Genomic DNA, 15060 nt, shown 5'->3' with positions numbered 1-15060 from the left:
ATGCATCAATAAAACTTAATTTTGTTTACACATTAAAAGCGTATAGTAGGGACATCTTCGTTTAAGAGATGTCAAATATAGATATACACAACGAAGAGAGAACAAAAATGTCTATCCTTAGTTGGGACGATTTTGAAGATGATTCGCAAAAACCGGCTGCACCTGAACACAAGTCTGCGCCCATCCAACCGGAAAAAACGTCTGATTCGCAGAATGTATCTGCTGCGCAGTCATCATCGCAGAGCGTGGCAACTCCACAATCCGCTGGAACCCATTCCGTGCGACCAACAGTTGCCTCCGATACGGTGGCTAGAGCCTCTGCAGCCTTAGAACACTTAGACGTTGCCCCTGGCCTTGAAGAGCTGGAAATGGGCGCGCAACGTGTTCAAGTTGACGACAAAGCAATGATTAACTGTCGTGCTGACTTGAACCAGCTTGTTCCATTTAAATATGAGTGGGCTTGGCAGAAATATCTTGACGGGTGTGCAAACCACTGGATGCCGCAAGAAGTAAACATGAACCTAGACATCGCGCTTTGGAAGTCTGAAAACGGCTTAACTGAAGATGAGCGTACGATCGTTATGCGTTCTTTAGGTTTCTTCTCGACTGCTGACTCTTTGGTTGCAAACAACTTAGTATTGGCAATTTACCGCCACATTACTAACCCTGAATGCCGTCAGTACATCTTACGTCAAGCATTTGAAGAAGCGATTCACACTCACGCTTATCAATACTGTATCGAATCTTTAGGTATGGATGAAGGCGAAGTCTTCAACATGTACCGTGAAGTTCCATCTGTTGCGCGTAAAGCAGCGTGGGGATTGAAATATACTCAATCTTTAACTGATCCTAATTTCCACACAGGCACACCTGAAAACGACCAGCGTTTACTTCGTAACTTGATCGCGTTCTACTGTGTTCTTGAAGGGATCTTCTTCTACTGTGGCTTTACTCAAATTTTGAGTATGGGTCGTCGTAACAAGATGAACGGTGTTGCTGAGCAGTTCCAATACATCTTGCGTGATGAGTCTATGCACTTGAACTTTGGTATCGACATGATTAACCAAATCAAGATTGAGAACCCTCACCTTTGGAGCGCTGAGTTCCAACAAGAAGTGGTTCAAATGATTGTTGAAGGCACAATGCTTGAAATCGAATATGCGCGTGACACTATGCCACGTGGTGTATTGGGCATGAACGCAAGCATGATGGAAGAATATTTGAAATTCATCTGTAACCGTCGTTTAGCGCAGCTTGGTTTACCAGAGCAGTTTGCTGGTGTAACTAACCCATTTGCGTGGATGTCTGAGATGATGGACTTACGTAAAGAGAAGAACTTCTTTGAAACTCGCGTAACTGACTACCAAACTGGTGGTGCGTTAAGCTGGTAAGTTTAAGCATCTGCTGAATAAAAAACCGCTATCTATAGCGGTTTTTTTATTTAAGACATATTTCATTAAATTAGAAAAATAGCAGATAAAATAAATAACAAAATCAACAATATATAAATTTAAATTTATATTAATTTCAACTGAATAAAATAAGCATTTTTAATATTCAGACACTAACAACCACAAATCCAAAACATATTATAGACAATAAGAGCTGGAGCATTTACAGGATAAGTACCACTATCCAGCACCTTATATAACCTGCTCTTATATTTAATAGTTAATAATTTTTCCTTTCGGCTAACCACTAGACCAACTCTATAAATAAAATAAATAGAATCATTATTAGTTATTCGTCTATATACAAACTGTACAGAATCTTCTTTTTGAATTTTTGAATGATCAACTACAATAAAACCATTACATCTAGAGCACTTCCATTTCTCTAAATCAATACTCTTATCCATATTTAATTTTACCAGATCATAAAAATCAACTAAATAGATAACTTTTAATAAATTAAAATTATTTTATACAACACATACAACAATATGAATAAAAAATAAAAATATCAATATGAATTTAATTTTAAAATTAATTTTTAATTTAATATGCATTAAATTAAAAATAAAAACACAATTTAATACGTAACAAAAAATAAATCATTTCAATCTATTATTAGATTTAATATTACTCACAAAATTAATCATTGGATTTTTCAATTACTCTTTGTATTACAGTCCTTGAAACAGCAAGATCCTTAGCTAAAGAATATACAGTAAATCCTTTTTTAAATTTATTAATAACATCCTGTTTTTGAGAATCCGTTAATTTTTCAGGTCTACCTACCTTTTTAGATAATCTATGATTTTTTTGTGTAACTTGATTAGATATAAAAAGCTTTTCAAAAGCAATGCAAATTTCTATAAAATGGATAAAGTTATTTTTAATATCTTCTTTCAACTCAAAATTCGCATAATCCAATATAATTAATTTAATTTTCATTTTCTCAATTAAGATAACTGTAGATAATATTTCTTGAAAACTATTCCCAAGACAATCAATCCCTTTAACAATGAGAAAATCACCTTCTTCCAAGGAATAGTTAATTAGATTAAAAAAAATATTCCTTATAGCAATAGATTTATCTACTGCTACCAATTCAAAAATTACTCTATTGGGATGAACTTTGTGATTAAAGCTTTCTAGTAAGGAAATAAAAGATTCTTTTTCTTTTCCTAGATCTTCAATATTTGAATTTGTTCGTATATATGCATAAATACGCATAGCTCCCCCCTATCCCTTAGAGCGAAGTGAAGTATGTCTACTAAAGTAAATTTAAAATATACTCTTAGTTCTTCACTTATTGATTGTTATATAATTAGTTTATTAATTTCATAGTTTTATAGTAGTGTAATAATTTTCACATTTCTACTATTTTAAAAGCTCAACCATCACAACAATTAAAAATATAATATTTTAAAACATTATATAAATAACAAATTAGTAGAAAAGTACTTTAATATTTAAATTTAGATCTTATAAAGTAATATAAGAATATTATAAATAGAGACAAAACGAAAAAATAAATGATATAAATTTAAAAATTAAGAAAATTTAAAATTATAACTTTTCATAAATCATTATACGAAGATGTTTTAAAACCTGCATTTTATTTTAATAAATTTAAACACAAAGTAAAAATAAAAAAACACTTATTTATCATAAAGATATTGAAAAAAATAACATTACATCATTAGCCATATACTACTTTTTTATGTTATATATATTCAAATTAATCCAGTAAAAAAATAAAGCTAGATTTTAATATTAGATTAATATTAAATTTAGAAAGACTTAGTAACAAGGTAATTAAACATGAAAAAAAATACCCACAACAAACTCATAAAATTCTTAACTAATATAATAATAATAAAAAATCTGATGAACAGTGATGCTTTAACTATGCATTTAATTAATATGTTTTAAACACTGTATAGTACACTTTTGTGATTTAGTTCATGTTTTTTTTAAAAAAATAAGATGCTAAGATTTGTTTTGTTTTTGTTTAATTTTGGTGTTTTTAATATGCGTACATATGCCTATGTTAGAATAGAGCCTAATTTGCAATTTGAATTTTCTAGATATATCTCCTTTTTTAGTGAGTATGGTTATAAGATTCAAAAGAATAGATTAGTAGTAGAAGAAGTATCTGTTGATAAATCTATTATTTATAGAGATAAATTTCTTAACTTAATAAGTTATTCATTAGAAGAAGGCGATATTTTAGTGATAAAAAGCATGGATTGCTTGGGTAATAGTTTTGAAGAAATTTTAGGGATAGTTGATAAAATTGATCAAAAAAAAATCCGACTAATTTGCTTGGATTATTCTAAAAATGAAATTAATGGTGATTTGAAAATTTTCTTCCTCCATTTTCTCAAATTATCAGCCGAATTTGAGAAGTTGTTCAAGTCGGACAATAAGAGGTTGAAGGATCAAAAACCAACAAGAAAAGTTGGTCGGCCAGAAATATTAAATAATGAACAAAAAAATAGAGTAATTGAACTATTTAAGAAAGGTTATAGTGTCTATTCACTCGCTAAAGAATTTTCAGTTACAAGAACAGTAATTCAAAGGATTTTAAATAATGCAACGAAAGGTAATGCATTGTAATCATTATTTTTTTAACTTTAGACTCTATTATATGCACATGGAATAATATAAAAAGGAAAGTAATGATTAATTTAGTTTTAATAAGTATTAGACTACCAAGTATACTTAATTCGAGATAATATTAAATTTCAAGCCCAGAAAAAATATGCTCAACCCTTTGAAATTAAATAATATTTTACGATCTAAATCTAGAAATAGTTTATTATAAATTACTTTTTCCTATGATTTGTTAAAAGTAATTTTTAAACTTTCTATCATAATTATTTCCCTATAGAATAATTACTAAATAGAGGTGTGCTCAATAAGTACAAATAATACTTATTTTCAATATATTAAAAAAAAATATTTTATATATTTACTATTGATTATGTTATATTTACATCGTAGAGTTATTTTGCATAAATTTAAATGATCCAATTATCAAGAAAATCTTGACAATCAAAATCAATTTAAAACACTGACTTAACAATTCAACCATTTGAAATTTATAAATTTTAGCTTTAAAAAAGCGATTTTATGCTTTTAAAGCATTTGTTATGAAAATTTATTTATTTTAAAATATGATAAATATTTAATATGAATGATATTTTTTTGAATTTTTTAATAGGCTCAACAACAGGTAAGATTTATATTCCCACAGGAATTGGACCTTTTCCAACAATTATTATTTTTGATACAGGTTTAATGAAAAGTACAAAAACTTATGCTAACTTCTATGCAAAAAGAATGAAAGAAATAGGTTTTTCTGTTTTTATAGTAAAATTAAATAAAAAAGATGAAATAGGTACTATAATAGAGTTTATTTTAAGTCATAATGAAGTAAATATTAATAAGCTATATTTAATAAAAATTGAAAAAAACAAACTAATAGATTCCAATATAGAATTATATAAAGATTATTTTCAAGCTATCGCATCAATCAATTGCTTTAGTTTAAATAGCTAATGGATTTAAAGACAAGATCTTAAAATTATTTGAATAATTCATAAAAAAACTAAGCTACCTAAAGCTTAGTCTACTTTTTTATACTTAGTTATCAAAAACCATGGCTGACAGATGATTTAGAAACGTAAATTGAATTTTGTGGGTTCGCATCTTCTACCCAACACGATTTAGAGACATTAATCTTCTCACCACTTACTAAAGTAATCTTTGTCTGTTTCACATCGCTACTAACATCACTCGCTGCATAGTAATGATGTTTATCACAAATCACTGTTTTCTTATGATTACTTGCATATTGAGTAGCTTTATCTGTTGTAACTTCACCAGTACCTAAGCTAGGATGGCCTGATTTTTCTGCTATCAAATACAATTTATGACTAGCAATGGTATTAATAGAAGCTGGCGAATAAACTGATTGATGCCCATATGGCTGATTAACACATCCTATCAAGATTAGTGTCAATGTAAGTACGAGCTGAGTTAGAATTAAATTCTTCATTAATTTTAATCCTCATGTTAAATATTTAAATATCCATTTTCATAAAATCCCTCTTAAAATAAATTTTATAGAATTAGGATTATCAACAATAGATATATCAATAAAATAATTTTAAGTGAAATTTAATCTTACCCTTTTAAATTAGGATAAAAGAAATCAATATAATTCCAAGTTCTCTATTAATTAAGAAGAGTCCACCTCCTAAAAGGCGGTGGACTTAGTGAACATCACTCAAACCTGAAATACGAGGATAGTTATATAATTAATACCCTCAAGATTATATTTACATGAGAATGCATCAGTATCAATTATGAATTAATTAAGTTCAAAATATTTTTCCCTATTAAAAAAAATATTCTTACTTTACATACACTAAAGCTACGCACATCTTAAAAAATGTTTTAAATACATGTTTTAAATACAAATAATTATTACTAAAATTTTAAGAAAAGAGTTCTAAAACTTGTAGTATGATTAAAGTTATAAATTTAAGAAGTCCTTCTCATCAGAATCTAGTTTTATGCCAGATTCTATTATTGTTTTTTTAAGACAATTAACAATTATTGAAGAATTATAAAAGTTATTATATTTATTTAAAGGAAGTAAAAGCTTCCTATCATTTGCTACTAATGATAAATTTGATAAAAAATTTCTCATAAATATATAACCAGAGAACGAATTATCTTTAAAAACTGGGCTCCCATCAACGTATTTTCGTTTTATTATACTGTCTGGCAAATTTAATTTAATGTCATTCATTTTATTAGACAAAAAAGCTAATCTATACCACAACTTATTGTAAGGTATTTGATAAATGTTATTTTGTAAACTACTAGTAGTAGTTGGTAAAAGAATTCTACCCTTTCTATCAATATCATCTTTTCTTAATAATCTTTCCGACCAATTTGCCATACCTTCAAGATACCAACTTGGTTTTAATGGACTATATCCGTATTGATAAAGATGAAATATCTCATGAGCAACAACAGTCCAGTAATTTCCTGGAAAATTTTCTAATCTATTGTTTAATTTAATCAATAATGCTTTATCTTTTTTTATTCCATCAAAACTAGCTAGGTAAGGTTTATCGTAAGCAATACCGTTATAACTTATGCTAACCACATGAATATCAATATAATTCACTTGAGATTTATATCGAGGGCTATTAAGAGGATTAACAAAACCTAAATAGTCCAGTGCATCTATAGTTGCATTAGCTTGAATTGCAATATTTTCTACATAATCTGGAATATTATTTTTATTGATATCTGTCTGCTCTATCTCATTCAGGCTATAAATCACCCTAACTTTTGCAGATTTATAATATTTTTTTTCTTCATCGACCGTCATATTTTTTTTGTCCGCCGCTAAACAAGCCAAGCTCATTAATGAGACTCCAAAAAAGAAAATAATCTTTAAAATATTATTTAAAGATAATATTTTTCCATAACTTAAAATTATTTTCATCATTGAATCTCCATACAGATTTAGCGCAGTTCTTATGGAAGAAACTTATTTTCTCTCTGTTATTCAATAATTCTATAGTAGAGTTAATAAATTTCTCATTGTCATTATCTTCAATCAAATAGCCATTATAGTCATTAATAATCATTTCACTTGGACCATAATCAATATCAAAAGAAATTACTGGGCAACCATTTTTTAAAGAATCCAATATAGCCATACAGAATCCTTCAGATCCACTAGTAAATAACATTAGATCTGCATTTTTGAGTACAGAATTTACATCAGAAACGAAATCACATAGCCGTACTACACCTACCAAATTATTATTTTCTATAGTTTTTATTAAGTTTTCCTTTTCAGGTCCAAAACCATAAATATCTAGGGTTGCTTTAGGAACTTTTCTATGAATTTCACCAAATAATTCTATAAGTAGATCTAATCTTTTTACTTTATCAAACCGTGCTAAGCAAACACACTTATATTTTTGTCTGGAATTTAAGCTATTTTCGAATGTTGCTTTTTTATAAAAATGGGGAATAACAGTGTAGTTTGGATAGAAACCAAATCTTTCACTAAAATCATTTTTTTGTTTCTCTGTTAAAAATATGAGATGATCTATTTTCTCTAAGTTCTCAATATAACTCTTGTAGTGAGCATTAGTTTTTGAATCTTTTTCTCTAGCTTTTGAATAATGTGCGGCATGAATAATGCCAATAACAGTAGAGTTCTCCCTTTTATTCAATAGTATATTTTTTGCAAAAACTATAGCTCTATCAATAATATAAATCTTATGCTCATTTGCATTAATTTTAGATAAAGTATATTCAAATAGTTCAATTTCCGAACTAAATTTTCGTGAAATTATGCCACCGTCTTCATACAAATATAGACTAACAATCTTCCCTTCCTTATTATAATTTCGTGATAGGACAAGATGATTATTAATATCATAGAAATCTTCAGCAAGAATTAATCTGTTACTATCTAAAACTTGTGATGAGCTTAAAATCCCTTTTTCATTAAATTTTAATCTTTTAACTATTTTGCCAGATTCAAAAATATTTATATGACTCAAAAGACCTTGCTTATTTTTAACATAATATTTGCAGAGTTTATTTCTATCATCAAAAACTTTAATATTTCCTAAACTATCACTTTCAATATTTTTTTCTTCGATGGTAATTTTACTACTATCTTCTGGATTAAAATCAATTGAAAATTTGCTTTTTTGATAGTAAGAATATAAATTGAAAAAATTAATATTTTTACTTGCATCTAAATCTAACAATTTGCTTGTATACAAATCCTTATAAAGAAGATTAACCATAGGATTATAGGAAAGAGTACATATATTTACTTTAATTCCATTTCTACTAAATAAATCTGCTCTTTTTATTAGCGCAATTAATAGACCATTTTTTTCCGGCTTAATTGCAGGATAAAGCATATATATACCCTTTTCTTTTAACATTATAATTCTCTTATCTTAGATTTATAGGTAAAAAGTTATTCTTGAAAGGTGGTTTTGCATTTTCTTGCAACCATTCGTAATAATCAACCTGAGCTTTTGCTACCGGATAAGCCATAAATCCAATTCCTGGCCCTGCATTAACTTCAAATATAGCAATATTCCCTTCTTGATCGATACCTAAATCTAAACCTAATGAATCTAAGCGCCATGCATATTGCTTTTGAAAAGCGAGTGGAAATTTTTCGAAAATTTTCTTTATACTTTTATTAATTTTTTCAAATGAGTTTGGATAATATTGTTCTAAAAACAATTTTTCACGTGTTGTGATTAATGCTCCTTGCATACCATTCGTAATATCAATATTTTTATTAATATTTACATAAGGGAAAAATTTTATTAATTTCCACTTACCACCAGCCCCCCTACTAATTTGCATCCGGAAGACTGTGTTGAGTGCATTATTTGTAGAACTGTTGAAATATCTGCTTAGAGAATAGCCTTTATTCTTAATTTCTTTATCAAAAAAACTTCTCAATTCATTTTTATTAAACTCATTTTTTCTATCTAACTGTTTTACTATATATTTTTTATCTAAAAACTCGACGGAAAAAATTCCTTTCCCCTGATTACTTGATAAGGGCTTTAGTATAACTTTTTTATATTTTTGAATTGCACCCAAAAGATCCTCAAATTCTTTACAGTCCTCAACACTTATCAAAAATTCGTTAATATCTTCAATTTTCTGAAGTTTTAGATCAACATTCTTTTTTGTCCCAATTCTATTTGATGTAAAAGGAATTCTTTCTGCTAATTTTAAATATATTTCCTTATCTTCTGCCTTAACAGCGAGTCTATTTTGAATTACATTAGGAAAGTTAAATTCTTTTTCTAAAACTTTTCCATTTAATATAGTCTTGCCTATCACCTTTTCAGTTTCAAAACACACATCTTTTGCTGTAAAAACATAAGCTTCATGCCCACGGCTTTGAGCAACAATGATGAAGATTTCTTCTACATCAGTTAAATTTTTTGCTGGTTTTAAAATTCCAAATACAGACATTATATTACTCCAATTAAATCATTAATCATTTCTTGATCAATCAATCTAGTGTGATCATTTTTTGAATATCCTAGACAAGCAATAAGATAATTATTGCGTTTTTTTACTATCTGTACGCTATTAAATACATTAGGAAAAAGTGTTCCTGTTTTAATAAATATTCTTTCATTAGTATCAAAATCAATATTGACATAACTTTTATTTCTTTGAACAACAATACTCTGATGACTATAAAATAGAAAAGACTCTATTTTTTTATTTTCTAATATATTAATAACTAATTTTAATAAGTCATCGACAGTTGTATATTGTTTACTTTTATATAAACCATGCGAATTTAAAATATTTGTAAGTTTCATCCCAATTCTATTTATTAATCTTTCTACATGTTCTTCATAAGAAATATTCGTTTTTTCTTCAATTACTTCTTTTAAGACTTCGGCACTCGTATTGCTTGATTTAAATATCATGTTTTTAAGTAAATCATTGATTGTTATAAGATCATTTTCAAATAAATTATAACCACTCCCAACTATTAAATTATTTTTTTTAACTCTTACAATTTCTCTTAAAGAAATATTTAAATCAAATACTAAAAATAATGTTAATAATTTTATAACTGAACCAGGTACAATTTTGATATTTTTATTCTTAGAATAAACTTCAATAATATGCTCATTATCAATAATAAAGATTGATAAAGATTTAGCAGAAATTCTCTCAATTTTTTTCATAATTGAATTAAATTCAGTTAATCCTATTACTTTCGTATCTGTACTTGTAATAGTGCTCATAGTTTACTCCATTATTAATTTTTCCAATTTCATTTTTTCTATATTATTTTTTTGAAAATCAAATTCATTTAGAAAACATTGAATATTATCTATTTCTAGATTTTGGATGTCTGAAAATCCATATTCCCACCATTTTGACTCTAATAATCTATCAATAGTATCTTCATCAAATCTGAATTTTATAATTTTGGCTGGATTACCACCCACAATTGCATAAGGTGGTACATCTTTTGTAACGACTGAATTTGCAGCAATTACTGCCCCATTTCCAATAGTTATTGTTGGTTTCAACAATGCCCTTGCCCCAATCCAAACATCATGTCCAATATCCAATACTTTTTGTTCAATATTATTTGGTAACCTTCGAGCATTTTGATCCATCTTATTAATTTCTAAATATTTTTGATAAATTATAAAATTTCGATCATATGTTGTTGCTGAAGTCGTTAGCCATTCATGAGGATGCCTTAAACCTAGTACCCTTACTCCCTCTGCTATTGAGCAATACCGACCTACTTTAGTAGTAATTGGCAATAGAGACCAACTATAGGAAAATGCTCCCATATTCCAAATATTGTTACCGACTAAAAATGCGCAAAAGGGTTCAATTTCTACTTTTTCGAGAAAATTAATGTAATCTTCGTCGAGGAATCTTGAGTTACCATTACGAGTAAAATATATATGATATTCACTCATAACTTTTTTTAGCTCTTTATATTGTCTTTTCATATATCACTCAAAATAGTTATAAAAAGCTACTAAACCAGATAAATTATGCTCTTGATCATCTATTCGTGCTCTAAAACGATCATGTCTAACATAGAATGCATTCTTAATTTTATCTGGCCTAGCCATATACATTGCTAATTCAGGATAAAAAAATCCTGTAGAACGCTGGAACTCAACTCTATATTTAATTAATTCTTTTAATTCATTAAACTTGGCTTCTTCAAACAACTCGAGATAATCATTATCTCTCATATATGAAACCATTTTATATGCTGACATCATCATTTCTAAAAATGTTGCATAAGCAGTTTTTCTATTTTTAATAAATTCCATATGATTAAGATAGTTATTCATTCCAAATCTAAAATACTTTTCTTCTGGACAGATTTTTGTTAATTCATTTGTACAGTAACTCAACCAATGGTCATGATATTTATCATATTTTTTAGAAATAAAATTATCAAACATTAGCTTAACAGTATCAAGTAAGTCTTTATTTTTATTAATCTGATATAAACGTAGGAGCCCTAAAGCAGCTTCTCCATCGTAATATACAATTCTAAACTTTTCTTTTACGCATAATGACGGATAATTTAAAATATGGCTAGTTTGACCATATTCATCAATCATATATTGTATCCCTTTTGCTAGCATTTCAGCATTTTTCAAATACTTATCATTACCAGTTATTTCTTGATATTTAGCAAGCATAAAAATTGCAGTTGCATTTGATCCTAATTTTATTTCTAAATCTTGTTCACCATCAATCATAAATCCTTTTTCTTCTATAATTTTATAAAAATTATCAAAGGCATATTCAATAGATTTTTCAATTTTATTTAAATATTTTTTATTAAAAACTACTTCTAATGTTTCCAATAATGCATATATCGACGTACAATGTCGAACAGTATTATAACTCTTAATTTCTCGATCATAAGCTGGGAAATAACCATAAATAAAACGACCATCATCCAAAATTTGATTATATAAAAACTCGGAATTATTAATAATAAGTTCTTTTATTTCGTCCTTATAATTTTCAGACTTATATCTTATTCCGTTTACAACTCCTCCAGTCTGTAAATCAATAAACTTCTCATTTTCATAAAAAGCAGATACAGTATCAAAAACCCATACTTTTTTTATATCATCTAGTTTAAATACCTTAGTAATATTTTTATATTTAGATTTTATTGCATCATTAAGGTTTTTTTCATCAAAAAAATTAGGTTTATCAAAAGAAATACCTTTTATAATAGCTTTCCCATATATTTCTTGCTCTAGAAAACATATGTGAAATTTATCATCAAAGCTAATTCCTTTCCTGTAGTGATTATTATGTTCTTGATTTAAAACATCAAAGTCAACTTCACTCCAGCTCTCTTCACTAATATTACATGCAATATCTATTTTAAAAAACTCAGGTATTCTTCTGTTTTTAGAATATAACTTATCCAAAAATGAATATATTCTTTTTAACACTGTATTAAAATTTTTATCAAAAGTGTTCCATACTTCACATCTTTTTTTATTATCACCCATAGATAAAAAAATACACATACCATTCTCATATTCAGAATGAGTTTTCAATTGAATTAACAACCAGTTTTTTAATTTTTCTTTGAATTCCTCAAATTTACTATATGTATTAATTTCCATATTATCACTTCAAAAAATCTTTTAACTTATTATAACATATCACATTTAATTTCAAAATTATTTAAACAAAATAAAAAGAGGACCCGTAGATCCTCTTTTTATTCAAACAATCAAATTAAAATAATATTTGACTATTTTGTAGCAATTCATCAATTGTAGTATTAGTATTTTTAAGAGTTAAGATTTCTGTAGAATTATAAGAAGTTCCACTTCCATCTCTATCTATACTAATTACTGTGTCACCACCTACTTGTGTAGCAGTTACATATTGACCGATATTTGTATTATTAACAGACTGACCCGATAATAAACTACTTATATCGATTTTATCTCCTTGTGCTTTATTAAAATCACTCCAGGTATCTAAACCATTTCCACCTGTAGGATCCGTTGCATTAAGAAGCTTAAATATAACTGTATCTGCACCAGTACTAGTTGTATAAACATCATTTCCTGATGTGCCAGAAATTAAATCATTTCCAGCGCCAGTTTCATAATGTCTACCCAAATTAATTGTTAATGCAGCAACATTACTTTCATCACCATTCGCAGCTATAAGTTTATAATTAAAACTTGTAGTTTGGCTTCCCTCTGCTGTGGCATTTGGAGTAAATGTATATGTGCCGTTTGCTGCAATATTTAATGTTCCATTACTGTAAACTAAAGTTTGACCAGTAGCTTCAACAAATACTCCAGCTGCATTTTCTACAAATAATTTAGTACCTATACCGCCTGTTACATCAGTACCATTACCGCTATCATCTGTAATTACATTACCTGTAGCTGGAGTAAATTCTCCAGAAGCAGTAAATGCATCATAATGTGTCAGTGTTGGTTGAACTGAAGTTTGAACTGAAGTTGAATTAGTACCATTAACAAGGAATGACTCATTACTTTCAGTACTTGTATAAATTACACGCCATTGTGTCGCCACACTATCCGCTGGTATCGAATAACTATTATCAATGATCGTAGCATTTGACCCCCCTAGGAATGGATGACTATAAGTTGTAGTTGGTGAAACATATACAGTTTGCCAGCTACCACCTACCAATTTTTGTACGCTATAACCAAAGGTATCATTATTGGCGCCAGATGAATCAGTTGTAGTAACTTTAATAGATAAGACAGCTGACGCATTTTTATCTACAGTAATAACATCTGAAGTATCCGTGCCAGGATTACGCGTATAAGTATAACCACCAAATAAGCTACCAGTACGAGTAACGGAAGCAGTCATTGAACCAAGATCTGCCGATTTTGTTTCAACAAAGTTTTTATAATCTACTTGAGCTCCATTGCTGTCATTAGTAGCAACTAAGTCAACTGTGCCATCCAAAGTAGGATCAGTTGGCCAATTAATGTCTACTTGAGAACTATCAATTCGGATATTAAGATTAGCTGTTGCCGTATTTCCATCAACATCTTGAATTGTATAAGTAAACGTATCGACTTTGCCTACTGAGTTAGGAATTTCCGGATTTCGGATGTATTCATAATTCCCATCCTTATCAATATACAGGTCACCATAAGCACCTTCTATTTTTTGGAAACCATTAACAGATTGATCAACAGTTAACGTGTTACCCGTTTCAGAGATTACTTGCGTAACGACTAATGGCTGACCTTCAGGATCGACATCCGCTACATCCCCTGCTCCCTCAGGAACAATGACGTTACCACTTACAACAACCTCACCATAATCAGTTGCTACACCACCTGATGGGATTGTTAAAGTTGGGAAACCTAAACCTGTAAAGTTAAGTCCTTGGTCATTTGTCATGACGATGGCATATTGACCTTCAGGTAAATCATTAATCGTGGTGCCACCTGTATAGAATCCTACAAGTGCTGCAAAAGCAGTTCCAGCATTTGGAATATGCTCATAAAGCTCATACTGACCAGTGTTTTCATTCAAACGAAGAACATCGAGGCCTAAACTCACAATACCTGCACCCAAATACAAACCACTGATATCAATATTGAAATCTTGAAGTGTTCCTTGAGGAACTTCTACTTGCAAGGCGTTGTTCACAGCCCATGTCCAATCGAGAATCAAACCATCATAAGAAGGTAAAACTACAGATGTCTTAGATTGTGTAGGTACTGGGCTTGTAGTTGGATCGATATTAGCATCAAGCGTTGCCAAGTCATCATTCGCAACCAGATCAGAGTCTGAGTCACTGTCGCTGTCAGAATCCGAGTCGCTGTCAGAATCCGAATCGCTGTCAGAATCCGAATCGCTGTCAGAGTCCGAGTCGCTGTCAGAGTCTGAGTCGCTATCAGAGTCGCTGTCGCTGTCGCTATCAGAGTCCGAGTCACTGTCAGAGTCCGAATCGCTGTCCGAATCAGAGTCACTGTCGCTA

12 protein-coding genes are annotated in these 15060 nt (G+C 29.1%); 3 read left to right on the top strand and 9 right to left on the bottom strand.

Annotated elements, in window-relative coordinates; genetic code table 11:
• The first annotated feature begins 107 nt into the window (after positions 1-107).
• Positions 108-1391 (top strand): ribonucleotide-diphosphate reductase subunit beta, encoded by a 1284-nt coding sequence (locus tag ACS604_RS15980; protein WP_174738671.1) that lies wholly within the window; start codon positions 108-110, stop codon positions 1389-1391.
• A 702-nt stretch (positions 1392-2093) separates the two neighbouring features.
• Here the strand turns inward: ACS604_RS15980 and ACS604_RS15975 are convergent.
• The gene (locus ACS604_RS15975; RefSeq protein ID WP_004794350.1) at positions 2094-2678 is read right to left on the bottom strand and encodes a recombinase family protein; all 585 of its coding nucleotides are present in this window, start codon (positions 2676-2678) and stop codon (positions 2094-2096) included.
• An 801-nt stretch (positions 2679-3479) separates the two neighbouring features.
• Between ACS604_RS15975 and ACS604_RS15970 the strand changes: the two genes are divergently transcribed.
• Together ACS604_RS15970 and ACS604_RS15965 are read left to right on the top strand one after the other, a co-directional pair.
• Positions 3480-4067 carry a recombinase family protein gene (locus ACS604_RS15970; RefSeq protein ID WP_034596371.1) on the top strand — a complete coding sequence of 196 codons (588 nt, stop codon included), beginning with the start codon at positions 3480-3482 and terminating at the stop codon, positions 4065-4067.
• A 576-nt stretch (positions 4068-4643) separates the two neighbouring features.
• Positions 4644-5012: a hypothetical protein gene (locus ACS604_RS15965; RefSeq protein WP_004794354.1), complete on the top strand. Its 369-nt coding sequence runs from the start codon at positions 4644-4646 to the stop codon at positions 5010-5012.
• A 91-nt stretch (positions 5013-5103) separates the two neighbouring features.
• On the opposite strand, the gene ACS604_RS15960 is transcribed toward ACS604_RS15965, so the two are convergent.
• From ACS604_RS15960 to ACS604_RS15925, 8 genes are all read right to left on the bottom strand, one after another.
• Entirely contained in the window at positions 5104-5511 is a 408-nt protein-coding gene (locus tag ACS604_RS15960) for a hypothetical protein (protein ID WP_004794355.1), read from the bottom strand.
• Between the two features lie 480 nt (positions 5512-5991).
• A complete protein-coding gene (locus ACS604_RS15955; protein WP_174742407.1) occupies positions 5992-6981 on the bottom strand; it encodes a hypothetical protein in 990 nt (329 codons plus the stop codon).
• Positions 6935-8449 (bottom strand): glycosyltransferase, encoded by a 1515-nt coding sequence (locus ACS604_RS15950; RefSeq protein WP_440202983.1) that lies wholly within the window; start codon positions 8447-8449, stop codon positions 6935-6937. The genes ACS604_RS15955 and ACS604_RS15950 overlap by 47 nt, the downstream gene beginning before the upstream one ends.
• Positions 8450-8459: 10 nt before the next feature.
• Entirely contained in the window at positions 8460-9509 is a 1050-nt protein-coding gene (locus ACS604_RS15945) for a YheC/YheD family protein (RefSeq protein WP_116772764.1), read from the bottom strand.
• Positions 9509-10303: a serine hydrolase gene (locus ACS604_RS15940; RefSeq protein WP_440202982.1), complete on the bottom strand. Its 795-nt coding sequence runs from the start codon at positions 10301-10303 to the stop codon at positions 9509-9511. Before ACS604_RS15940 ends, ACS604_RS15945 begins: the two co-directional genes overlap by 1 nt.
• Positions 10304-10306: 3 nt before the next feature.
• The gene (locus ACS604_RS15935) at positions 10307-11032 is read right to left on the bottom strand and encodes a CatB-related O-acetyltransferase (RefSeq protein WP_004794365.1); all 726 of its coding nucleotides are present in this window, start codon (positions 11030-11032) and stop codon (positions 10307-10309) included.
• 3 nt (positions 11033-11035) lie between these two features.
• Complete coding sequence (locus ACS604_RS15930) at positions 11036-12694, bottom strand: glycoside hydrolase family protein (RefSeq protein WP_474772228.1); 1659 nt, start codon at positions 12692-12694, stop codon at positions 11036-11038.
• A 115-nt stretch (positions 12695-12809) separates the two neighbouring features.
• The coding region (locus ACS604_RS15925) for a BapA/Bap/LapF family large adhesin (RefSeq protein WP_474772226.1) at positions 12810-15060 on the bottom strand (2251 nt) is incomplete at its 5' end.

It is taken from the genome of Acinetobacter sp. Li1LvA2, from assembly GCF_056156705.1.
The sequence above is the reverse complement of the archived record's forward strand: the minus strand, read 5'-3'. Positions and strand labels throughout refer to the sequence as shown.

What these genes read in the sequence shown, in the direction of transcription:
- ACS604_RS15935 (WP_004794365.1), bottom strand. Translation starts at nt 11,032, where the DNA reads ATGAAAAGACAATATAAAGAGCTAAAAAAAGTTATGAGTGAATATCAT.
- ACS604_RS15965 (WP_004794354.1), top strand. Translation starts at nt 4,644, where the DNA reads ATGAATGATATTTTTTTGAATTTTTTAATAGGCTCAACAACAGGTAAG.
- ACS604_RS15980 (WP_174738671.1), top strand. Translation starts at nt 108, where the DNA reads ATGTCTATCCTTAGTTGGGACGATTTTGAAGATGATTCGCAAAAACCG.
- ACS604_RS15975 (WP_004794350.1), bottom strand. Translation starts at nt 2,678, where the DNA reads ATGCGTATTTATGCATATATACGAACAAATTCAAATATTGAAGATCTA.
- ACS604_RS15960 (WP_004794355.1), bottom strand. Translation starts at nt 5,511, where the DNA reads ATGAAGAATTTAATTCTAACTCAGCTCGTACTTACATTGACACTAATC.
- ACS604_RS15940 (WP_440202982.1), bottom strand. Translation starts at nt 10,303, where the DNA reads ATGAGCACTATTACAAGTACAGATACGAAAGTAATAGGATTAACTGAA.
- ACS604_RS15945 (WP_116772764.1), bottom strand. Translation starts at nt 9,509, where the DNA reads ATGTCTGTATTTGGAATTTTAAAACCAGCAAAAAATTTAACTGATGTA.
- ACS604_RS15955 (WP_174742407.1), bottom strand. Translation starts at nt 6,981, where the DNA reads ATGATGAAAATAATTTTAAGTTATGGAAAAATATTATCTTTAAATAAT.
- ACS604_RS15930 (WP_474772228.1), bottom strand. Translation starts at nt 12,694, where the DNA reads ATGGAAATTAATACATATAGTAAATTTGAGGAATTCAAAGAAAAATTA.
- ACS604_RS15970 (WP_034596371.1), top strand. Translation starts at nt 3,480, where the DNA reads ATGCGTACATATGCCTATGTTAGAATAGAGCCTAATTTGCAATTTGAA.
- ACS604_RS15950 (WP_440202983.1), bottom strand. Translation starts at nt 8,449, where the DNA reads ATGTTAAAAGAAAAGGGTATATATATGCTTTATCCTGCAATTAAGCCG.